Origin of the sequence: Oceanicaulis sp. LC35, assembly GCF_052055585.1 — a bacterium.
Lineage (GTDB): Bacteria > Pseudomonadota > Alphaproteobacteria > Caulobacterales > Maricaulaceae > Oceanicaulis.
Window position 1 is genome coordinate 2,330,654 of record NZ_CP170485.1, and the last position, 21,451, is coordinate 2,352,104.

At 64.2% G+C, this 21,451-nt stretch carries 15 protein-coding genes; 7 read left to right on the forward strand and 8 right to left on the reverse strand.

Translation table 11 applies throughout. From position 1 onward, the window contains the following. Positions 1–18 precede the first annotated feature (18 nt). Positions 19–801, reverse strand: coding sequence for an SDR family oxidoreductase (locus ACFELO_RS11220; protein WP_440957852.1), 783 nt, complete (start codon positions 799–801; stop codon positions 19–21). Further along, positions 791–1,114, reverse strand: a complete 324-nt coding sequence (locus ACFELO_RS11225; RefSeq protein ID WP_440957853.1) for a nuclear transport factor 2 family protein — start codon at positions 1,112–1,114, stop codon at positions 791–793. The genes ACFELO_RS11220 and ACFELO_RS11225 overlap by 11 nt, the downstream gene beginning before the upstream one ends. Positions 1,115–1,216: 102 nt before the next feature. Between ACFELO_RS11225 and ACFELO_RS11230 the strand changes: the two genes are divergently transcribed. Then, the gene (locus tag ACFELO_RS11230; protein ID WP_440957854.1) at positions 1,217–1,561 is read left to right on the forward strand and encodes a winged helix-turn-helix transcriptional regulator; all 345 of its coding nucleotides are present in this window, start codon (positions 1,217–1,219) and stop codon (positions 1,559–1,561) included. 63 nt (positions 1,562–1,624) lie between these two features. Here the strand turns inward: ACFELO_RS11230 and ACFELO_RS11235 are convergent, their stop codons facing one another. Beyond that, the gene (locus tag ACFELO_RS11235) at positions 1,625–3,196 is read right to left on the reverse strand and encodes an alkaline phosphatase (protein ID WP_440957855.1); all 1,572 of its coding nucleotides are present in this window, start codon (positions 3,194–3,196) and stop codon (positions 1,625–1,627) included. 120 nt (positions 3,197–3,316) lie between these two features. Here ACFELO_RS11235 and ACFELO_RS11240 point away from each other — a divergent pair, with 120 nt between their 5' ends. Further along, positions 3,317–4,210, forward strand: a complete 894-nt coding sequence (locus tag ACFELO_RS11240; protein ID WP_440957856.1) for a diacylglycerol/lipid kinase family protein — start codon at positions 3,317–3,319, stop codon at positions 4,208–4,210. Then, complete coding sequence (locus ACFELO_RS11245) at positions 4,207–4,989, forward strand: metallophosphoesterase family protein (RefSeq protein WP_440957857.1); 783 nt, start codon at positions 4,207–4,209, stop codon at positions 4,987–4,989. Before ACFELO_RS11240 ends, ACFELO_RS11245 begins: the two co-directional genes overlap by 4 nt. Before the next feature lie 59 nt (positions 4,990–5,048). On the opposite strand, the gene ACFELO_RS11250 is transcribed toward ACFELO_RS11245, so the two are convergent. The 5 genes from ACFELO_RS11250 to ACFELO_RS11270 form a co-directional block, all read right to left on the reverse strand. Continuing rightward, positions 5,049–7,133 carry a M13 family metallopeptidase gene (locus ACFELO_RS11250; RefSeq protein WP_440957858.1) on the reverse strand — a complete coding sequence of 695 codons (2,085 nt, stop codon included), beginning with the start codon at positions 7,131–7,133 and terminating at the stop codon, positions 5,049–5,051. Positions 7,134–7,314: 181 nt separating this feature from the next. After that, a complete protein-coding gene (locus ACFELO_RS11255) occupies positions 7,315–9,345 on the reverse strand; it encodes a M13 family metallopeptidase (protein WP_440957859.1) in 2,031 nt (676 codons plus the stop codon). A gap of 114 nt (positions 9,346–9,459) precedes the next feature. Next, positions 9,460–12,681: an efflux RND transporter permease subunit gene (locus tag ACFELO_RS11260; RefSeq protein ID WP_440957860.1), complete on the reverse strand. Its 3,222-nt coding sequence runs from the start codon at positions 12,679–12,681 to the stop codon at positions 9,460–9,462. 21 nt (positions 12,682–12,702) lie between these two features. Further along, positions 12,703–13,986 carry an efflux RND transporter periplasmic adaptor subunit gene (locus tag ACFELO_RS11265; protein ID WP_440957861.1) on the reverse strand — a complete coding sequence of 428 codons (1,284 nt, stop codon included), beginning with the start codon at positions 13,984–13,986 and terminating at the stop codon, positions 12,703–12,705. A 47-nt stretch (positions 13,987–14,033) separates the two neighbouring features. Beyond that, the gene (locus ACFELO_RS11270; protein ID WP_440957862.1) at positions 14,034–15,416 is read right to left on the reverse strand and encodes an efflux transporter outer membrane subunit; all 1,383 of its coding nucleotides are present in this window, start codon (positions 15,414–15,416) and stop codon (positions 14,034–14,036) included. Between the two features lie 200 nt (positions 15,417–15,616). On the opposite strand from ACFELO_RS11270, the gene ACFELO_RS11275 reads away from it, so the two are divergent. From ACFELO_RS11275 to pstB, 4 genes are all read left to right on the forward strand, one after another. Then, positions 15,617–17,050, forward strand: coding sequence for an ATP-binding protein (locus ACFELO_RS11275; protein ID WP_440957863.1), 1,434 nt, complete (start codon positions 15,617–15,619; stop codon positions 17,048–17,050). A 135-nt stretch (positions 17,051–17,185) separates the two neighbouring features. Further along, on the forward strand, positions 17,186–18,877 hold the full coding sequence (pstC, locus tag ACFELO_RS11280) for a phosphate ABC transporter permease subunit PstC (protein ID WP_440957864.1): 1,692 nt from the start codon (positions 17,186–17,188) through the stop codon (positions 18,875–18,877). Further along, positions 18,870–20,615 carry a phosphate ABC transporter permease PstA gene (gene pstA / locus ACFELO_RS11285; protein WP_440959919.1) on the forward strand — a complete coding sequence of 582 codons (1,746 nt, stop codon included), beginning with the start codon at positions 18,870–18,872 and terminating at the stop codon, positions 20,613–20,615. The genes pstC and pstA overlap by 8 nt, the downstream gene beginning before the upstream one ends. A gap of 10 nt (positions 20,616–20,625) precedes the next feature. Continuing rightward, on the forward strand, positions 20,626–21,444 hold the full coding sequence (gene pstB, locus ACFELO_RS11290; RefSeq protein ID WP_440957865.1) for a phosphate ABC transporter ATP-binding protein PstB: 819 nt from the start codon (positions 20,626–20,628) through the stop codon (positions 21,442–21,444). The last annotated feature ends 7 nt before the right edge of the window (positions 21,445–21,451 follow it).

Genomic DNA, 21,451 nt, shown 5'->3' on the forward strand with positions numbered 1-21,451 from the left:
ACGGAGACAGGTCCCGGCTCACGCCACCGGGATCGTGCCCCCGTCAATGACGTGCTCGCTTCCGGTGATCGCGCTGGCGTGATCGGAACTGAGGAAAGCAATCAGAGCCGCTGCTTCGGCGGGTTTCGTCGGGCGCCCCAGCGGGATTCCGCCCAGCGCCTGCATGATCATATCCATGCCGCCCTGCCGGTCCGTGCCCGCCTTGTCCGCCAGCCGGTCCGCAAGGTCATGGGCCGCCTCGGTCTCGATCCAGCCCGGCGAGACGCGCACAACCCGCACGCCTTTGGGACCCAGTTCTTTGGACAGGCTCTTGGAATAGGTGGAAAGCGCCGCTTTCGCCGCCGCATAGGCGGTGGTGGACTGCGGCAGGGGCATACGGCTCTGGATGGAGGTCACGTGCACGATCACTCCCGAACCCTGCTCAATCAAGCCTGGCGCCAGCGCCCGGTCGAGCCGGACTGCGGCCATGAGGTTTAGCGACAGCTCATCCTCCCAGATCGCGTCGGTCAACGCGGTGAAACCGCCCGCTGGCGCACTGGAGCCTCCGAGCACATTCACGAGAATGTCGACGCCGCCCCAGAGCTCGCCAACGGATGCGGCCAATCGCTCACACCCTTCCGCCGACATCAGATCCGCAGGGATATAGTCAACACCCGGCAAGGGCGCCTGAGGCAGGCTGCGCGCCGAGACAAGCACACGCGCGCCCTCATTGCGGAAGAGTTCGGCCGTCGCCTGGCCCAGCCCGCGCGTGCCGCCCGTCACCAGAACACGCTTGCCGTTCAGGCCGAGATCAAACCTCATCGAGGATCTCCAGCGTCTGGATCAACCCGTCAGACAGGACAAACCGATAGGTGAACAGGATCGGGCTGTTCTTGAAGGCGCCCGAAACTTCACAGGTCAGCGTCACCGCCGCGTCGTCGCCTTCAGCGGACAGGACCCGTTCCTTGAAGTTGATGGCCTGCACGTCCTGACGCCATTTCAGAATGGCGGCCCGACCGTGATGGGACTGGCGCTCGTCGGTGACGACGCCGTCCTCGGTGAAGCAGGATGCAATGTCTTCAGGGTTCTGAGCCGTCATGTAACGCTTGACGGCGTTTGGATACACAATTGTCATGAGTGTGGCCTCCTTGGCGCAATCAGGGTTTCGATATGCGACCGGACCTGGCAGAGGACAAGAACCGACTTATTTGTTAGGGACTTACCTGAAAGTAAGCTGATGCAGGAATTCCGCCCCACCCCCGTTGAACACACACGCGAAAGCGCGACAGAAGGCCTTGAATCGGCGCTAAAGATGATAGAGGGGCGCTGGAAGCTGGCGATCCTGTTCCATCTGTTCGGCGGACAGGTCCTGCGCTTTTCCGAGCTGGAGCGGGCGATCCCCGACATCTCCCAGAAAATGCTGATCCAGCAGCTCCGGCAGATGGAAACGGACGGCATTGTCGCCAGGACCGTCTATCCCGAAGTCCCGCCCAAAGTGGAATATGCGCTGACAGACTGGGGGCAATCCCTGTGTCCCGCGCTCGACGCCTTGCTGAGCTGGGCGGGAAACAAGCCTGAATAGCACACCCCAACAAAAAAGCCCCGATCATCGACCGGGGCTTTGTCGTTCAGGCTCTGACGTAGCCTAGTCTTCTTGCGCGTCCGCGATGGCGGCGGTGGCGCTCCAGCCATAGGCGTGGGTGATGACGTGGTGGAGGGTGTTCTGCTCCATCGTGCCGTCCACCAGATGCGCCCAGGGGCCGACGGCGAAGGCGATGACGTCTTCGCCCGAATGGGTTTCAGAGCCCATCGGCATCGCCGATTCCTGGCGATAGTTCGGGTCCATGACCTGCTCATCGGTCAGCGGGCCGGCTTCATCACTGCGCGGACGGACCGGGCCGCCATTCTGATAGCCGAGCGTGGTGTAGGGGCGCCCGTCGCCTGCCGGCATGGGCGGGGTGTCGGCGTCGGTCAGGTTCGGGGCCGGCGGGTGCACCAGACCCAGGATCGGATTGCCGCGACGCGGATAGCCCGCAATCGTGAAGACGTGACCGTGGTCGGCGGTGACGATGATCAGCGTCTCATCAAGATCGACCATGGACTGGGCGGTCTCGATGGCTTCGGCCATGGCGAGCGCATCGTTCAGCGCGCGCGCGGCGTTGGCGCCGTGGTGGGCGTGGTCGATCCGGCCGCCTTCCACCAGCAGATAGTAGCCATCCTCGTCATTGGACAGGCGGTTGATCGCAAATTCGGTCAGCTCGGCCAGAGACGGCTCTTCATTGGGGTCGCGGTCGATGGCGTAGCTGAGGTGGGACGGAGTGAACAGGCCCAGCACCGGCTTGTCGTCATTGACGTCGAGCGCGGTAAAGCCCGCCAGATCATCCACATAGACGCCGCCTTCAGACACCCATTCCGCCGTCAGGTCGCGATCCTGACGCTGACCGCCCTGATCGCGCGTGATGAAGGCCGAACGACCCCCGCCCAACGCCACGTCAACGCCGTCGCCATAAGCGCCGGCGCGCGTGCCGATCAGCTGGGCGGCGATATCGGTGCAGCCAGCGGCCACCGCGTATTCCGGCAGCGAGGAATCGCTTTCCCAGTCGCGGTTGGTGACGTGGGCGTAGGTGGAGGCCGGGGTGGCGTGCGTCAGGCGCGCCGAGGTGACGATGCCGGTCGACAGGCCATGCTCTTCGGCCATCTCGATCAGGGTTTGCGGCACAGGGCCGCCCTGGCAGGGCTCAAGAATATCGCGGGCATAGACCGAGATCGCGCCCGAATGGGTCTTCACCCCGGTATGGATCGCCGAGGCGGTGGCGGCGCTGTCGGGTACCTGCGCGTTTTCCGAATAGGTCTTGATGAGCGCCGTGTGGCCCCATTGCTCGAACGGGAGATAGTTCTCTTCCCCGCTCATGCCCTGGTTCTGACCATCCAGGATCCGGCTGGCGACGATGGTCCCGAGACTCATGCCGTCGCCGACAAAGACGATGACATTGCGCGCGCGGCCTTCGCGCTGCGGACGATTGAGACGGGCCAGGATCTCGTCTTGGGAGCGGGCGCGCCATTCCGCGCCCGGACCTTCAAACTGCGCCGGTGCGGCGGTGGTCTGGGCCGGGGCGTCATCGCGACCGGACCAGTCCAGATCAGACTGCATGGACACATTCTGGCAGGCGCACAGCGCGAGCGCGCTGGCGGACAACAGGGCGGCGCGGAAGATCATGATGGACCCCTTCTCTGACACTGGGGAGGGTTTAGCGCGGCTTTGTGACGGATCAAAGCATCTCTCCTGCCAATCATGCGTTATAGAAAGAGTACGCCATCGCCCCGGGAGACCATCGCCTTGAAAACCTTGTCGCTTGTGCTGAACGCTCATTCCGGAACCACGCGTGAGCTGGGCAAGGACAAAGTGCTGGATGCGGTCCACGGCTCGGCGGACTGGGCGAAGGTCATCGTGCATGACTGTTCAGAGACCTTTGAGGAGCGCGTCAGCAAGGCCTGCGCCGAGCCGTCAGACTATATCGCCGTCGCGGGCGGGGACGGCACGGCGGCGGCGGTCCTGAACGAGCTGGTGCGCACAAACTGCCGGACCCCGGTCATCCCCCTGCCGCTGGGGACCGCGAACCTTCTGCCCAAGCGGCTCTATGGCGACCGCTCCATCGAGACGATCCTCAAGGAAGCGCCGGACTATCCCATCGAGCCGCTGCATGCGGGCGAGGTGGAGGGACATCTGTTCTTCTGCGCCCTGATGGCGGGCTTCCCGGTCCGCTTCGGTCAGGCGCGCGAAGCGTTGCGTCCCGATGGCGAAGGACGACAGCCGGGCCGCGCGCTCACCTATCTGCGCCAGGCGCTGCGCGCCTTTGGCCAGACCCGCATGCGCCTGACGCTGGATGACGACGATGTGCGCAAGCTGCGTCGCGCCAATGCGCTGATGACCATTCCCGGCGGCGCGGGAGCCATGATCCATGGCGCAAGGCCCGGCGAAGAGGTGCTTGAGCACGTCTTCACCCACACCGAGGACCTCTCTGATGCGCTGGGCGCCCTGACTGGCTTTCTGGGGGAAATGCTCAATATGGGCGAGCTCAACCCGATGCGCTCCGAGCATAGCGCCGTACTCGACGGCCCTTCGAAAATCACCGTCATGCTGGACGGCGAGGTGTTGACCCTGAAGACGCCCATACGCATCTGTCTGAAAGCCAACGCCGCCCTGTTCGCAGCTCCGGAGGTCGAGGCATGACGCGACTGGCGCAAATATCAGACCTGCATTTCGGCGCGGAATCCCCCGGCCTGCCCGAGGCCCTGCTTGAAACCCTGAACAATCTCGCCCCTGACGCCGTCATCGCCTCGGGCGATTTCACCCAGTATGGCCGAAGGCGCGAATTTGACGCCGCGCGCGATTTTTTCAGCGCCATCAACGCGCCTGTCATCGCGGCGCCCGGCAATCACGACACGCCCTATCTCAATATCGCCGCCCGGGTGACCGCACCGTGGAAGCGGTTCGAGAAGCGGCTCGGCCAGGGCGTCACCCCCAGCTGGCGCTCCGCATCCGCCGGGGTGGAATCCTTTCTGACTGCCCGCGGCCTGCAAGCCCAGCTCGACTGGTCGCTGGGGCGCGCCAATCCCCGCCACGCCGCGCGCATCGCGCAAAGCTTTTCCGAGTTCAAGGGATTGAAAGTCGTCGCCGCGCATCACCCGCTGATGGCGCCGGGCGGACTGAAGGGCCGGGCCAGGACCCGAGGCGGCCGCGAAGCGGCGGACATTTTCGTGCAGGCGGGCATGGATCTGGTGGTGACGGGGCATCTGCATCAGGTCTTCGCCCTGCCCCAGCGCCGCCCCGATGGCGGGGCGTGCTGGTTTGTCGGCGCGGGCACGGCGCTGTCGCATCGCACGCGCGGTGAACCGCCCAGCTTCAACCTGTTTGACCATACGCTCGACGGGCTCAGCCTGACGGTCTACGCCGCCGAGGACGGGGAGAACCGCTTCATGCCGCAGAAGGTCCAGGCCCTTCACGGCTAGCCCCAAAGAAAAAGCCCGGCGCGATGCGCCGGGCTTTTCCGTTGCGGATGATCCGCCTGTTACCAGATGCGCACGCGCTGTTCCGGCGGCAGGTACAGATCGTCTTCCTCGGTCACGCCGAACGCGTCGTACCAGGCGTCGAGATTGCGGACGACGCCGTTGATGCGGTACTGCGCCGGGCTGTGCGGATCGCCCAGCAGCTGCGCGCGCAGCGCGTCTTCGGTGATCAGCGAACGCCAGACCTGAGCCCAGCCCAGGAAGAAGCGCTGGTCGCCGGTCAGACCGTCGATCACCGGGGCTTCGCCGCCATACACTTCGTCCACATACTGACGCCAGGCGGTGTAGGCCATTTGCAGGCCGCCCAGATCGCCAATGTTCTCGCCCATGGTCAGACGACCGCTGACGCACTGGCCTTCCACCGGGCAGAACGCTTCGTACTGGTCGCCCAGGGCGCCTGCGCGCTCTTCAAAACGTTCATTGGTCTCTTGCGACCACCAGTCACGCAGACGGCCTTCGGCGTCATAGCGGCGACCATTGTCGTCAAAACCGTGGCCGATCTCGTGGCCGATCACGCCGCCAATACCGCCAAAGTTGACCGCCATGTCGGCGTTCGGATCAAAGAACGGCGCCTGCAGGATGCCAGCCGGGAAGGTGATCTGGTTGGCCAGCGGCGAGTAGGACGCGTTGACGATTTGCGGCGGCCAGCCCCATTCGCGGGTGTCGACCGGGCTGTTGAGATCCTCGATCTGCTCGGCCCAGTTGAACTCGGCCATGCGGACGCGGTTGCCGAAATAATCATCGCCGGAGATTTCCAGGCCCTCATAGGAGTCCCAGATTTCCGGATAACCGATGCGGGCTTCAAAACCGGCCAGCTTGGTCAGCGCTTCGGCGCGGGTCTCGTCGTCCATCCATTCGAGGTTTTCCAGACGCGATTCAAAAGCCGTGGTCAGACGCGCGACCAGGTCTTCCATCTGGGTCTTGGAGCTCGGCGGGAAGTGACGCTCGACATAGATCTGACCCACGGCGTGGCCCAGCGCGCCGCCCACCAGGTTGACCGCACGACGGTCACGCGGGCGTTGCTCGGTCTGACCGCGCAGGGTGCGGCCGAAGAAATCGAAATTGGCCTCTTCAAAATCCGAGGTCAGCCAGTTGGCGCGGTCGGAAATGAAGTTGAACGCCATCCAGTCCTTGATGGTCTCAAGGTCGGTGTCTTCCAGAATGGCGGAGGTCTGCTCGATGGCGGACGGCTGAACCACGATCAGCTCTTCCACGTCGAGGCCCAGATTGGCCATGCCTTCGGGGAAGTTCATCGCCGGAGCCAGCTCATCAAGCTCGGCCACAGACATCACGTTATAGGTCTGGGTGACGTCGCGGCTGTCTTCACGGGTCCAGTGCGCGTCAGCAATGCGGGTTTCGAACGCCAGGATCGCTTCGGCTTTCTCCTGACCGCCTTCAATGCCGGACAGTTCGAAGATGCGTGCAATGTAAGCGACATAGGCGTCGCGGTATTGCTGGAAGCGCTCGCCTTCATCGAGGTAATAGTCACGGTTGCCCATGCCCAGACCGCCCTGGAACAGGCGCAGCGCGTTCACGGTCGGGTCAGCCGGGTCGGCCCAGACGGCGAAGCCGTAAGGCGACTGGTGGTGCACGGTCGCAAACAGCGCCGAGGCGTCATCCAGGGTCGCAATGGCGGAGATTTCAGCCAGATAGGGCTCAAGCGGCGCCGTACCGGCTTCCGCGATCGCCGCTTCGTTCATGTAGCTGGCATACAGATCGCCCACGAGCTGGTTGTTGGACCCAGCGGCGGCGTCGGCTTCGCCGGCCTCGAAGATGATTTCCTGAACGTCTTCTTCGGCTTCTTCAGACAGGACCGTGAACATGCCGAAGCGCGAACGGTCGCCCGGCAGCTCGGTGCTGTCGATCCAGCCGCCATTGGCGTACTGGTTGAAATCATCGCCCGGCGCGACGTCGGTGTTCATGCCGGCCATGTCAAAGCCGAAATCGCCATAGACGGGCGCTGCCGCTTCAGTGTGAGACGCGGTTTCGGTTTGCGCGGAGGCGTTGCTCTCCGGCGCATCGGTCGGCCCGCAAGCGGCCAGGCTGAGCACAGCCAGCGCCGAGCACGACAACAAGATCTGTTTCATATGTTTTCCCCTTGGCATTCATAAACAACACGGCTCGCGATGCGAGATCATGTCGGAAATGTGGCGCACCCTCATGCCGGGCAAGATGGATGGCAAGTGAAAATGCGGACAGACAGGGCTAAACCCATGAAAAAGCCCGGCGCGTGAGCGCCGGGCTTGAACGGTTTCGATCGAGGTTGGTCTACCAGATCGAAACGCGCTGTTCGGGCGGCAGATAGAGATCGTCGCTCTCATCCACGCCAAAGGCGGCGTACCAGGCGTCGATATTGCGCACCACGCCGTTCACCCGATACTCGGACGGGCTGTGCGGATCGGTCCGCAGGCGGCTGATGAGGTTGTCCTCACGGTACAGGCGACGCCAGACCTGGGCCCAGCCCAGGAAGAAGCGCTGGTCGCCGGTGAAGCCGTCAATGACCGGCGCTTCGCCGTCATAATGCTCGTCCACATAGGCGCGCCAGGCCGAATACGCCATTTCCATGCCGCCAAGATCGCCGATGTTCTCACCCAGGGTGAAGCGACCGTTGACGGTGTGGCCTTCCAGCGGTTCGAACTCGTTGTACTGGGCGACGAGCGCGTCAGAGCGTTCGATGAAGCGCTCATTGGTCTCTTCGGTCCACCAGTCGCGAATGCTGCCCTGCGCGTCAAAGCGGCGGCCCTGATCGTCAAAGCCGTGGCCGATCTCGTGGCCGATCACAGCCCCGATGCCGCCAAAGTTGACCGCCATGTCGGCGTTCGGATCAAAGAACGGCGCCTGCAGGATGCCGGCCGGGAAGGTGATCTGGTTCAGAAGCGGGTTGTAGCTCGCATTGACGATTTGCGGCGGCCAGCTCCATTCGCGGCGATCCACCGGACCGGCGAGGTCTTCCAGCTGCCCGGCCCAATTGAACTCGGCCATGCGCATGACATTGCCGAAATAATCATCCGCCGAGATTTGAAGCCCTTCATAGCTGTCCCAGACTTCCGGATAGCCAATGCGCGGCTCGAAGGTGGAGAGCTTTTCCAGCGCCTGAACGCGGGTTTCGTCATCCATCCAGCTCAGATTTTCCAGACGTTCGCGGAAAGCGGACTGAAGCCCGGCCACCAGCTCTTCCATCTGGGTCTTGGATTCGGGCGGGAAGTGACGATCCACATAGATCTGGCCGATGGCGTGGCCCAGGGCGGAGCCGATCAGATCGACGCCGCGCTTGTCGCGCTCGCGCTGTTCTTCCACACCATTGAGGGTCTGGGAGAAGAACTCAAAGCTCGCCTGATCAAACTCATCGCCCAGCGCACTGGCGCGATCTGACAGGAAGTGGAAGGTCAGATAGGCCTTCAGCGTATCCAGATCGGCTTCAGAGAAAATGGTCCCGGCGTCCGCGATGGCGCTCGGGGTGGCGACCATGAAGCTCTCCTGACCGCCAAGGCCGAAGGCGTCGAGATTGGCGCGGAAATCAAACTGGGGCGCCAGCGCGACCACTTCATCCAGCGACATCACATTGTAGATCTCGGTGATCTCGCGGGTGCGCTCCTGGGTCCAGTGAACCTCGGCCAGCGCGGTCTCCAGCGCCATGATGGCGTCGGCCTTCTCGGCGCCGCCTTCAATGCCGGCGAGGTCAAAGATGCGCGCGATATAGGCGACATACGCGGTGCGATAGCGCTCGGAGGCCTCGTCTTCCTCAAGATAGTAATCCCGGTCCGGCAGCCCCAGACCGCCCTGCCCCATATAGAGGGTGTATTGCGTCGTGTCGGCGGGATCAGGGATCACACCCACGCCCCAGGGCGAGGCGAAATGCACGGTGGCGAAGAGCGAGGCGATATCCTCCCAGCTCGACGCGGCGTTGATCTGATCCAGATAAGGCTGCGCCGGAGCGAGACCGGCGGCGTTGATGGCGTCCACATCCATCCAGGACTTGTAAAGATCGCCGACAAGCTGGGTGTTGGACCCTTCGGGCGCCTCAACCGCGGAGGCTTCGGCGATGATCTCGGCCACATGCTCTTCGGCTTCGATGGCGAGCTTGGTGAACATGCCATAGTTGGAGCGGTCGGACGGGATTTCAGTGCGCTCAAGCCAGGCCTGGTTGGCGAACTGGAAGAAGTCATCACCCGGATCGAGCGCGGCGTTCATGCCGGTGGCGTCAAATCCGAACTCCCCATAGACCGGCGCATCTTGCGCAAAGGCGGGCGCGGCGGCGGCGAGCGCGATAAAGGCGACGCCTGACAACAGGTTTTTCATGCGTGTTCCCCTTGTTTTTACGTGTCGTTCCGGGCGCCGAAAAAGCGGGCGCTGAAGTTAGGTCCTGCGGCGCGAGGCGTGTGAGGCGTCGCTCGCGCCGCAGGCACGTGAGGGTTATTCAGCCGGAGCCGTTCCCTCATCCAGTTGGCCGACATCGACGCCATCAAGGCCTGAGTCATGGCCGATATAGCTCTCGCCGACGCGCGGCTGTTTCTCGCCGGTCCACAGGCCCTTGAAGAAGCGACCGATGTCCGCACCGATTGCGTACAGGGCCGGCACCATCAGAAGGGTCAGGAACAGGGCGAAGATCACCGCAAAGCCCAGAGAGATCACCATCGGCTTCAGGAACTGGGCCGCAGTGGAGCGCTCTGCGATCATCGGCAGGATGCCGATGAAGGTGGTGACCGTGGTCAGAAGGATCGGACGGAAACGCTGCACCCCGGCATCAACCAGCGCCTGCATGGCGCCCACGCCACGCTCGCGCAGCCGGTTCACAAAGTCCACCAGAACCAGGTTGTCGTTGATCACGATCCCGGCCGCGGCCCCGATGCCGAACATCGAGAACAGTGCGAAGGGCTCGCCCAGGATCAGGTGGCCGAACACCGCGCCGGCATAGGCCATCGGGATGGCGGTCATGATCATCAGCGGCTGGGCGTAGGAGCGGAAGGCCACCGCCAGCAGGACATACATCATCACCAGCATCATCAGCTGATACTTGATGACCTCGGCCAGGAACTGGGCTTCGCCCTCCGCCTCGCCGATGGCGCCGGTGGAGATGCCCGGATAACGCTCTTCCCATTGCGGGAAGAAGTCTTCCTCCAGCTCCTGGCGGATGTTGGCCGCGGCGTCATTGTCGGTCAGCTCGGCGCTCACCGTCACGGTGCGCTGACGCTCACGACGGCGGATCTGGTTGATCCCCGGCGCAAACTCGGCGTCGACCACCGCCGCCAGCGGCACTTCACGACCGTCATTGGTGCGGATGCGCAGATTGTTCACCGCATCCAGGCTGTTCCGCGCTTCCCGGGGGTAGCGCACCATCACCCGCACATCCTCGCCGTCCCGCGGCAGGCGCTGCACTTCATAGCCATAGAAGGCCTGGCCCACCTGACGGGTCACGTCCGCCAGCGTCAGGCCCAGGGCCTGGGCGTCCGGACGCAGGGTCAGGCGCAGCTCGTCCGCAGACGATTGCAGGTTGTCGATGATGTCATAGGTGGTCTCAAACGTCGCCAGATGGGCCCGCAGATCAGCCGCAGCCGCCCGCAGGACATCCAGATCCGGGTGATTGATTGCGAACTGGATGGCCGGGCCATTGTCGTTCAGCGTCGCTTCAAAACGGATCTCCTCGGCATCCGGCACCGGGCCCAGCGCGTCACGCAGGCGTTGCGCCACATCGGCGGTCGGCGTGCTGCCCGGACGGTTCTCCGGCGGCGCGATGTTGATCCAGGCGCGCACCGAGCCGTCCGTCGCCAGGGTGGAGCGCGAGCGGATCATGTCCTCCTCGCCCGGGAATTCCTGACGATAGGCTTGCTGGACTTCCAGCTCGGCCTCATCCAGACGCGCCCGGATCTCGTCGGTCCGCGACCAGGGCGTGCCGTCCGCCAGCTCGATATTGACCCGGATCAGGTCGCTCTCGATTTCCGGCATGAAGGCGGACTTCACATAGCCGTTCATCTGCAGGGCGATGGCCAGACCAAAGATGCCGATGAAGAACATCAAGGTCGCGTAGCGCAAGCGGATCGCCAGCGCCAGAACCGGACCGTAGATATGGTGTGCAAAGGCGATCAGGCTGTCGGCGATCATCGCCTGGAACTTGATGAACGGACCGAAGAAGCCGTCCGTACGCTGCGGTTTGATGTGCGACAGGTGCGCCGGCAGGATGAACAGGGCTTCGGCCAGCGAGAAGGCCAGGGCCGAGATGATCACCAGCGAGATCTGGCGCGTAAACTGCACTTCCGGACCGGACAGCATCATCCAGGGCGCGAACGCCATCATGGTGGTTATGACCGCAAAGACGACCGGCTTGGCCACCATCTGCGTGCCCACAACCGCAGCCGTCAGGCCCTGCTCACCACGTTCGACACGGGCGTGAATGTTCTCCCCCACGATGATGGCGTCATCGACCACCACGCCGATCACGATCAAGAAGGCGAACAGCGAGAGGAAGTTCAGGGTGATGCCCAGCAGGGGCAGGATCAGGAAGGCGCCCGCGAATGCGGTGGCGATGCCCACCGTCACCCACATCGCCACGATGGGACGCAGGAACAGCACCAGCACGCCCAGCACCAGCGCCAGACCCAGCAGGGCCGAGCTGCCGATCACGGTCAGCTGGGAGTTGAACTGGTCCGCACCATCCCACCACACCGACAATTGCAAGGTGGAGGGAAGCTCGGCGTTCTTGCGCTCGAGATACTCCTTCATGGCGTTCGACACATCGATGATGTCCGAACCGCCAGTCGAGCGAATGGCGATGATCACCATCTGCTCGCCATCAAATGTGGCGTTCAGATTGGCGTCCACCAGACCGTCGATGACGGTCGCCACATCGCCCACGCGCACCACGCCGCCATCGGCGGTCTGGCGCACAATGATGTTTTCAAACTCATAGGCGCTGTCCGCCAGCTCGCGCGAGGCGATGCGAACATCGCCAAGATCGGTGCGAACCGAGCCTGCAGATGCGTTGATCGAGGAGTTTGCAATCGACTGGGCGATGTCAGCGAAGGTCACGCCATAGCGACGCATGGCTTCCTCGGAAACCTCGATCGCCACTTCCTCTCCCAGCACGCCCATGATCTCGACCAGCGAGGCGCCGGGAATGGTGGAGGAAATCTCGTTGCGGATCTCGCGCGCCACCCGTTGCAGGTCGCGGCGGTCCACCTGACCATGCAGGGCGAAACCGGCGATCTGGTCAGAGTTCTGCCAGCGCTGGACCTGCGGACGATAGGCCTCGCGCGGCATGTTGTTGATGGAGTCCACGCGCAGCTTGATCTCGTCGATAAAGGCGGACGCCTCCTGAGAAGGCAGGCCCGAGACATAGACAGAGCCGGAGCCTTCGCGCGCCACGGCGGAAAGCTCGTCCACCCCATCAAGGTCGCTCAGGGCTTCCTCGATACGCACGATGATCTGCTCCTCGATCTCCTGGGGGGAAGCCCCCGGCCAGGCGACCGAGATCGACGCACCCGGGAACACCGCGCCCGGATTGTTCTCGCGCTGCATGGAGAAATAGCCCACCACGCCGCCGATCAGGGCGATCAGCATCAACAGGTTTGCGGCGACGGAGTTCTTGGCCCACCAGGCCAGCAACCCCTTATGCTTGTCGTGTTCAGGATTATGAACCATGTCCGTTCTCCCCAATCCTGACTAGTTGGCCCGCGAGGCGGTGGTGGTCTCCTGGACCAGCGCTTCGCTCTCGGGGGTGTTGTCATTGTCCGCTTCGTCCTCGGCTTCCGGCTCGGGATCGAGCGGATCGCCATTGGCGTCCACAGCCCGCACCAGCATGCCGGCGGCGGCGCCGCGCAGCGGAGAGGTGACGACCCGGTCGCCCGGCTCGAGACCCGCGGTCAGGACGACGCGCTCGGCGCTGGTGTCAATCACATTGACCTGGCGGATCGACAGGGTGCCATCACGCTCGGCCACATAGACCTCGCTGGAACCGCGCAGTGCGCTGCGAGGCAGGACGATCGCGTTATCCAGCTCACGACCGTCAATGTTCGCCGCAACGAACAGGCCCACAGCCAGCGGCGCGCCCGCCTCTTCCGCAGCAACACCATAGGGGTCTTCGACCTCGATGATGGCGCTCATGGTGCGGGTTTGCGGGTTGATGGCGCTATCGGTGCGCACCAGACGGCCTTCCCAGTGACGCTCCTGACCCGCCACGCTCGCGCTCAGATGCGCAGGACGGCCCGGATTGGCGTCATTGGCCTGAAACGCCAGCGGCAGGTTCAGGGTCGCCAGCTCGGCATTGGTCAGCGGCAGACGCACCTGAACGCGGTTGGTTGCGAAGACCCGACCCAGACGCGTGCCCGGACCGACATACTGGCCCAGATCGGCGTTCTTCTCCCGCACGCGACCGGCGAAGGGCGCAGAGATGCGGGTGCGGCTCAGATTGAGACGAGCTTCAGCCAGAGAGGCTTCCGCAGACGCCAGCTGGGCGCGGGCTTCAGCCATTTGCGGCTGACGCAGGGTCAGCGCGCTGGCTTCACCTTCACCCAGCGCATCCCATTCTTCCCGCGCCAGATCCGCTTCGGCTTCTTCACGCACCAGACCCTGACGGGCTTGCGCCACCTGGGCTTCAGCGCGCGTCACGGCCAGACGATAGTCGGCGTCCTCGAGACGCACGAGCACTTCGCCCGCCTCAAAGAAACCGCCATCGACGAAATTGGGGTTCACATAGGTGATCCGGCCCGACACCTGGGCGGTCAGATCAATCTCGGTCAGCGGCGTGACCTCACCCTGGGTGGTGACGGACAGCTGAACCGGGCTCAGAGCCGCCTCAGTGACGAAAACCGCAGACGGGCGCGCAACGACTTCGGCGCGCTCGGGCTTGGGCGCCGCCGCCGCCAGCACGGCGTAGACGACGAAGAACGCAACGAGCACCGCAACCGGCAGCCCTATAATCAACAAACGACCAACAAACTTGCTCATGACCAACCTCTTTTGTCCCCTGACCGGTTTTCCGGTCTTATGATGTCCTAGTTATCGATATTGGATGCAGTCAGACCGCCGCCGGCGCTGAAATCGCCTGCGATGGCCAGATGCAACGCGATGCGGTTATCCACCCGCTCATTGCGCGCTGCGATCAAGGCCGATTGCGCTGAAATCTGGCGCGTCTGCGCATCAATCAGCTCAAAGATCGTCGACAGACCCGATGCATACTGACGCTGCACGAGCGCCAGGGCTTCGCGGGCCTCATCCGCTGCAACCGTCAGGGCCTGGACCCGCTCGGCCAGGCGGCGATCCGCCTCGATGGCGTCTTCCGCTTCACGCAAGGCCGACAGGGCCGTGCTGACCAGATTGGCCGACAGCTGCTCGGCCTGGGCTTCAGCCCGGTCACGTTCAGCACGCAGACGGCCACCCTGGAAGATCGGTGCGGTGATCGATCCCGCGACCGTCTTCACAAGATCATCAAAGTCGAGGACATCGGCGATATCAGAACCGCCATCGCCCAGGCTGGCGCGCAGGCCAAGCCCCGGATAGAGCGCCTTCTGGGCTGCAGATGCGGAATAGCCGGCGGCGGCGAGACGCGCTTGTGCGGCGACCACGTCCGGCCGACGCGACAGAAGGGCTTCAGGCTGACCCGGATTGGGCAGGACGCCCAGCCCAGGCAGTTCAGCGCCTGCAGCGATGCTCGCCGACGGATACCGGCCCAGCGCCACTTCCAGAACCCGCGCCGCGTTGGATTGCGCGCGCAGACGCGACGCCAGCGCCGCTTCGGAAGAGGCGAGCGCGGAACGCGCCGTGCGCACATCAGAGGAGCGGACCACGCCGCGCTGGAAGCGCCGTTCAACAATCTCGAGCTGGTTGGCGCGGGCTTCCACATCCGCCCGGGCAAGTTCAGCCTGCTGGCTGGCGGCCGTCAGCGCATACCATGACCGCGCCACAGAAGCTGCAATCGACAAGCGCGCGCCATACCAGTCCGCGCGCGCCGCCTCGGCCGTCAGTGCGCCTGACCGCGCCTGATCGCCCAGACGACCCCAGACATCCGCCTGCCAGTTCACTTCAAGACCGGAACTGAAGCCGGTATTGCCCGGCTCCTGATCGGTATAACCCAGCGAGCCATCCAGCGTCGGAAGACGCGACGCGCCAGCAGAGCGGGCGCCGGCACGGGCGGCATCATAATTGGCGAGCGCCGAGGCGACCGTCGGATTGGCGTCCAGCGCCTCCGCCACCAGCGCCTGAAGCACCGGATCCTCGAACGCGGCGATCCAGTCAGACGGCGAGGCGTCCAGCTCTGCGGGAACCGCAGAAAAGGTTTCCGGCGCCACCACGAGATCAGCTGCACCCGGCGTAACAACGCTGGCGCAGGCGCTCAGAAGCAAGGGCGCAAAAAACGGTGAAATTCGCAAAAGGGACACGGACCCTCCCCCGGGAAAATTACAAAACCTGAATTGCACCCTATAAGCGCGCTCTCGAAAGTCAATCAAAACTTATCGAAAAACGCTAAAAGTTTCTCGAATTACAAAAAATTTATATTGGAATTCATGCGAGCCTCGGGACGGAATCCGCAAAACTACAAGGGATTCCGAGGTGTCACATTCCCATGCTACGAACAGGCATGACCAAGGATCAGAAGACTCCCGCCAAGCGTCTGGCCGGGGACCGCCCCCGCCGACGCGACATTGCCCTCAGCGTCTCCATCGGCGTGGTGGTCATGCTGGTGCTCGCGGTCGCCGGCGAGCTCTCCGCAGGCGCGTTTCTGGGCGGCGCAACAGCCTTTATCGCCTTGGGACTCGTGTATTATCTCACCGCTCTGACGACGGCCGAGCCCAATCCCCGACCGGCTTCGGTGAATGCGCCGCGCGATCTGGAAGCTGAAGCCAGCGTGACCATGCTGGAGCGCCTGCCCATTCCGGTTCTCCTGATCGGAGCCGGTGGACGAATCGAGCGCGCCAATCCTGCTGCACGCACCTTTCTGGGGCTGGGCGCAGAGCGTGGCCTGTTGTCCACGGTGCTGCGCCAGCCGCGCGTCCTGGAAGCGGTCAGCGCCGCCCTGCGCGGGGATCGCGGCGCTACGGTGGAGTACTCAACCCTCGCCCCGCTCGAAAGCCATGTACGCGCCTATGTGGAGCCGATCCGGCTGTCCGCGCCGGGCCCCATGCCCTTCCGCGCCATGCTGGTTCTGGCCGATGACACCAACTCCAAGCGCGCCGAACGCATGCGAGCGGACTTTCTGGCCAACGCCAGCCATGAATTGCGCACCCCGCTCGCCTCGCTCGCCGGCTTTATCGAGACCCTGTCCGGCCCGGCCCGCGATGACGAGGAAGCCCGCGACCGCTTTCTTGAGATCATGACGGTTCAGACCGAACGCATGCGCCGGTTGATCAATGACCTCTTGTCCCTGAGCCGGGTCGAAATGAACGAGCACATGCCGCCGACGGGCTCGGTCGATCTCGACAATCTGACGCTGGACGTCTCCGAAGCGCTGGCGCCGGTCGCCGCCAGCCGCAATATAATTGTCGACATCGATGAGGCCGGGACCGAAGGCGGCGCCCAGGTCCGCGGCGATCGGGACCAGCTTTATGAGGTGGTCGAGAACCTGATCCAGAACGCCATCAAGTATTCTCCCGACGGCTCCCGTGTGAAGGTCAGCGTGCGCTATGGCGTTTCCCGGGACTCCGCAGAGCATCTGGGCGCACGGATCGATCCTGATTCCGGTCGCCTGACCCTGACGGCGCCCGCCCTGGATCCGGATGCCAGGTTCGGCGTCGTGCGCGTACAGGATCAGGGCGGCGGCATCGAGCGGCGTTATCTGCCACGTCTCGCCGAGCGGTTTTTTCGTGTGGACGGTCAGAAAAGCGGACCCACGTCCGGCACAGGCCTGGGGCTCGCCATCGTCAAACACATCGTCAATCGTCACAGAGGCGGCTTCACCGTGGAGAGCGCGCCTGAAATCGGCTCAGTCTTTACAGTCTTCTTCCCTGTGGCCACGGCGGTGAAACCTGTTGAAACGCTTGAAGCTACGCCGCGCAATGACATTGCCGCGCCCTGAGCGACCCGCGCCGTCACATAACTGTCACCAAACTTACATATTGGGTTGATCGTTCCCCACCATGGTCCGCCGCTAATCGAGCTTTGGGGAGATTTGCGTCCGGCGCAGAGACTCACTCCCTGACCAGGTGGTTTCATGCAGTCCTCGCTTTTCGCTGTCCTCGCCCTTCTGGTGCTGACAGCGGTCGGATTTCTGATCGGTCGGCGTCGCGCTGTCGCGGCGTCCAATGGTCGTGCGTCCTGGCTGCACTCCCTGCCTAATTACTACGGCTATTATCTGGCGCTCTGGACCGGCCTGCCGGCCTTTATCCTGCTGGCGCTCTATGGCCTGTTCGGCGCAAGCCTTGTGAACACGCTGGCGCTTGGCGAGCTCGAGCGCGAAGCCGCACCGCTGATCCGTGAATATGAAGCCCAGCTGGCGCAAGATTCCGAGTATCAGGCGCTGGCCGAGGAAACCCAGCAGATCGAGGCGGAAGCCTTGTCCGCCCGCAATGAGATGTTCCGCGCCGAACGCGAAGGCGGCGACGCCGAACGCTATCTGCGCGCTCTGGGCGCCCTGACCGCGCAACGCAACGCGATCGCCGCAGAGCGCCAGGTCCGCCGCGATCAGGTCGCCGCTTCGGTTGCCGCCCGCACCCCCCATACCGTCCCCGGCGTGCGCGCCCGGGCCGGTTTTGAATACTGGCGCGCGCCCAGCGAGCGGCGCGAGCTGTTCATTTCGGACGCCCGCGCACTGGCCTTCAATGAAGGCCTCGCCAGTCGCAACACCGAGGAAATCCGCGCTGCCGCACTCGCGCTGCGCCCCTGGGAAGACCTGTTCCGCTGGAGCGCCGCCGGGGTGGCTCTGGCCATGGCGGTGGGCGGCCTCGCTTTCGCTCGCACCCGAATTCGCGCCAGCTTCCGGGCTCGGGACAGGGTGGAAGGGGTGATCGGCCTCGCCCTGATGATGACCTCGGCCATCGCGATCCTCACCACGCTGGGGATCGTGTTCTCGCTGCTGTTTGAATCGATCCGCTTTTTCGCCTCGATCGACTGGCGCATCCATGAATTCCTGTTCGGGCTGCACTGGAGCCCGCAGATCGCCATTCGCGCCGATCAGGTCGGCCAGTCCGGCGCCTTTGGCGCCGTGCCGCTGTTTGCAGGCACGGCCCTGATCACCCTGATCGCCATGCTGGTGGCCGCGCCGATCGGCCTGATGGCTGCGATCTACCTGTCTGAATACGCCAGCCCGCGCCTGCGCGCCTGGGCCAAGCCAGCGCTCGAGATCCTCGCGGGCGTGCCCACCGTCGTCTACGGCTTCTTCGCGCTTCTGACGGTCGGCCCCTTCCTGCGCCAGTTCGCGCTGATGCTGGGCTATGAAGACGCCGTGACCCAATCGGCCTTGTCGGCAGGTCTGGTGATGGGGGTGATGATCATCCCCTTCGTCTCCTCGCTGTCTGATGACGTCATCAACGCCGTGCCGCAAGCGCTGCGCGACGGCAGTTACGCCATGGGCGCCACCAAATCGGAAACCGTGCGCCACGTCGTCTTCCCCGCCGCCCTGCCGGGCATTGTCGGCGCGCTGCTGCTGGCGGTGTCGCGCGCGGTGGGCGAGACCATGATCGTGGTGATGGCCGCCGGTCAGGGCGCGAACCTGACCGCGAACCCGCTGGAATCGGTGACCACCATCACCGTACAGATCGTCATGCTGCTGACCGGCGACCAGGAATTTGACAGCCCCAAAACCCTCTCCGCCTTCGCGCTCGGCCTCGTGCTGTTCGTGATGACCCTGATCCTGAATATCATCGCCCTGCGCGTGGTGCAACGCTTCCGTGAACGCTATGAATAACGCGCCGAACATCCGCGACGCGGTTCAGGCGCGCCTGGCCAAGCGGCACCGCGCCGAGCAGCGCTTCCAGTTCTATGGTCTGGCGGCGATCAGCGCGGCCGTGCTGTTTCTGGCGGTGCTGCTGGGTTCGCTCATCATCCAGTCCCTGCCCGCCTTCACGGCCCATCGCATGACGCTGGATGTGGAGATCAACGCCGAGATCGCCGATCCGCGCGGGGATCGCAGCGAGGCCTCCCTGCGCCGCGGCGCGTACAACACGCTGATCCAGGACGCCCTGCGCGACCAGTTCCCCATGGCGGACACGGTAGCCGAGCTGCGTGAGCTGTTCGGGCTCTACAGCGCCGTGAACGCTGCAGACCTGCTCAACCAGGTGGTCCAGAACCCGGACCTTCTGGGTCAGACCACGCGCTTCTCCTTCCCGATTTCTGATGATGCGGATCTGTATCTGAAGGGCCTCGCCACCGAAGAAACCCGCCTGCCGGGCGCAGCGCCGATCACGCTGTCCGGCGCGCTTGATGAAGAGATCGAAGTCAGCGCCGTCGCCGGCGAACCTGTCTTTTCCGATTTCATGGCGCTGGTGCGCGACCGGCTTGAAGCGGGCGCAGCTCAAGCTCGCGCCCGCGCCGTTTCTGCGACCGATCAGGCGCAGGCCGAGATTGACGCGGACGCCCGTGACAGCCTGCTGGCCGAAGCCGAGCGCGCGGATGCGCTCGCTGACCGCCTCCAATCCCAGGCGCGCTCTGTTGAGCCTGTTGCACTGGGTCCGCAAACCGCGTCCCTGATGCTGCGCGCCAATGGCGGCGTGCTGCGGATTTCAGAAATCCGGCCTGACGCCCGGACCGCGCTTGGCGAATGGCTGGTGGCGCCGGACGCCCAGGCCGAGACCCTTTCTGACTGGTCGCTCTGGGTGATCGAGACACCGGCCATCGCACGACGCATCAGTGATCGCCAGATCGTCTGGACTCGCGCGCTCAAGGAGCGGGGCCTGGTCACCAATGGACTGAACACCACGCTCTTCACCCATGCCGACAGCCGGGAGCCGGAGCTGGCGGGTGTCGCCGGGGCGCTGGCGGGTTCGATCCTGACCATGATCATCACCATGCTGCTGGCCGTGCCCATCGGCGTGGGCGCAGCGATCTATCTGGAAGAGTTCGCGCCCAAAAACCGGCTGACGGACTTCATCGAGGTCAATATCAACAACCTCGCCGCCGTCCCCTCGATCGTGTTCGGTCTGCTCGGCCTCGCCGTCTTCATCAACCTGTTCGGCATGCCCCGCTCCGCCCCGCTGGTGGGCGGCATGGTACTGGCGCTGATGACCCTGCCCACGGTGATCATTTCCGCCCGCGCCGCGCTCAAGGCCGTGCCGCCCTCCATCCGCGAGGCCGCGCTTGGCGTCGGCGCATCGCGCACCCAGGCCGTGTTCCATCACGTCCTGCCGCTGGCCATGCCCGGCATCCTGACCGGCTCGATCATCGGTTTGGCGCAGGCGCTGGGCGAAACCGCCCCGCTTCTGATGATCGGCATGGTGGCCTTTATCGCCGACCCGCCCACGCTGGGCCTCGCCGGCTTCACCGAACCGGCCACCGTGATGCCGGTTCAGATCTACATTTGGTCTTCAAGCGCAGAGCGCGCCTTCGAAGCGCGCACCGCCGCAGCAATCCTGGCCCTGTTGACGCTGCTGGTCAGCTTCAACGCCGTCGCCATCTACCTGCGGCGCCGCTTCGAACGGAGATGGTAGGAACATGCCCATGACGCTCGATTTTCCCATCGACAATCCGCCGACCCGGTATCACCCGCTGACGACGCAGCTGCCCATCAAGGTGGCGACCGAAGCGGTCAGCGTGCGCTATGGCGACAAGCTGGCGCTCGAGGATGTCTCGCTGGAAATCCCCGACCGGGCGGTCACCGCCTGCATCGGCCCGTCCGGCTGCGGCAAGTCCACCTTCCTGCGCTGCCTGAACCGGATGAACGACACCATCGACACCGCCCGCGTCGCAGGCTCGATCCGCATTGACGCCGAAGAGGTCAACGGCCGGGACATTGATCCGGTGGTGCTGCGCGCCCGGGTGGGCATGGTGTTCCAGAAGCCCAACCCCTTCCCGAAATCGATCTACGAGAATGTCGCCTATGGCCCGCGCATTCATGGCCTGGCCGAGACCAAGACCGAGCTCGATGACATCGTGGAAGCCAGCCTGAAGCGGGCGGGTTTGTGGGCGGAAGTGGCCGACCGGCTGCACCAGCCCGGCACCTCGCTCTCGGGCGGTCAGCAGCAACGCCTGGTGATTGCGCGCGCCATTGCGGTGAACCCCGAGGTCATCCTGATGGACGAGCCCTGCTCGGCGCTCGACCCGATCGCCACCGCGCGCATCGAGGAGCTGATCGACGAGCTGCGCGAGAATTATTCGCTGATCATCGTCACCCACTCCATGGCCCAGGCGGCCCGGGTGTCCCAGATGACCGCCTTCTTCCACCTTGGAAAGCTCGTCGAATACGGGCCGACCGAGGAGATCTTCACCAACCCGCTTGATCAACGCACCCAGGACTACATCACCGGACGTTTCGGATAAGCCGCCC

Excerpts from the sequence above, each read along its gene's own strand:
- ACFELO_RS11220 (WP_440957852.1), bottom strand. The coding sequence starts at position 801 with ATGAGGTTTGATCTCGGCCTGAACGGCAAGCGTGTTCTGGTGACGGGC.
- ACFELO_RS11225 (WP_440957853.1), bottom strand. The coding sequence starts at position 1,114 with ATGACAATTGTGTATCCAAACGCCGTCAAGCGTTACATGACGGCTCAG.
- ACFELO_RS11230 (WP_440957854.1), top strand. The coding sequence starts at position 1,217 with ATGCAGGAATTCCGCCCCACCCCCGTTGAACACACACGCGAAAGCGCG.
- ACFELO_RS11235 (WP_440957855.1), bottom strand. The coding sequence starts at position 3,196 with ATGATCTTCCGCGCCGCCCTGTTGTCCGCCAGCGCGCTCGCGCTGTGC.
- ACFELO_RS11245 (WP_440957857.1), top strand. The coding sequence starts at position 4,207 with ATGACGCGACTGGCGCAAATATCAGACCTGCATTTCGGCGCGGAATCC.
- ACFELO_RS11250 (WP_440957858.1), bottom strand. The coding sequence starts at position 7,133 with ATGAAACAGATCTTGTTGTCGTGCTCGGCGCTGGCTGTGCTCAGCCTG.
- ACFELO_RS11255 (WP_440957859.1), bottom strand. The coding sequence starts at position 9,345 with ATGAAAAACCTGTTGTCAGGCGTCGCCTTTATCGCGCTCGCCGCCGCC.
- ACFELO_RS11260 (WP_440957860.1), bottom strand. The coding sequence starts at position 12,681 with ATGGTTCATAATCCTGAACACGACAAGCATAAGGGGTTGCTGGCCTGG.
- ACFELO_RS11265 (WP_440957861.1), bottom strand. The coding sequence starts at position 13,986 with ATGAGCAAGTTTGTTGGTCGTTTGTTGATTATAGGGCTGCCGGTTGCG.
- ACFELO_RS11275 (WP_440957863.1), top strand. The coding sequence starts at position 15,617 with ATGACCAAGGATCAGAAGACTCCCGCCAAGCGTCTGGCCGGGGACCGC.
- pstC (WP_440957864.1), top strand. The coding sequence starts at position 17,186 with ATGCAGTCCTCGCTTTTCGCTGTCCTCGCCCTTCTGGTGCTGACAGCG.
- pstA (WP_440959919.1), top strand. The coding sequence starts at position 18,870 with ATGAATAACGCGCCGAACATCCGCGACGCGGTTCAGGCGCGCCTGGCC.
- pstB (WP_440957865.1), top strand. The coding sequence starts at position 20,626 with ATGACGCTCGATTTTCCCATCGACAATCCGCCGACCCGGTATCACCCG.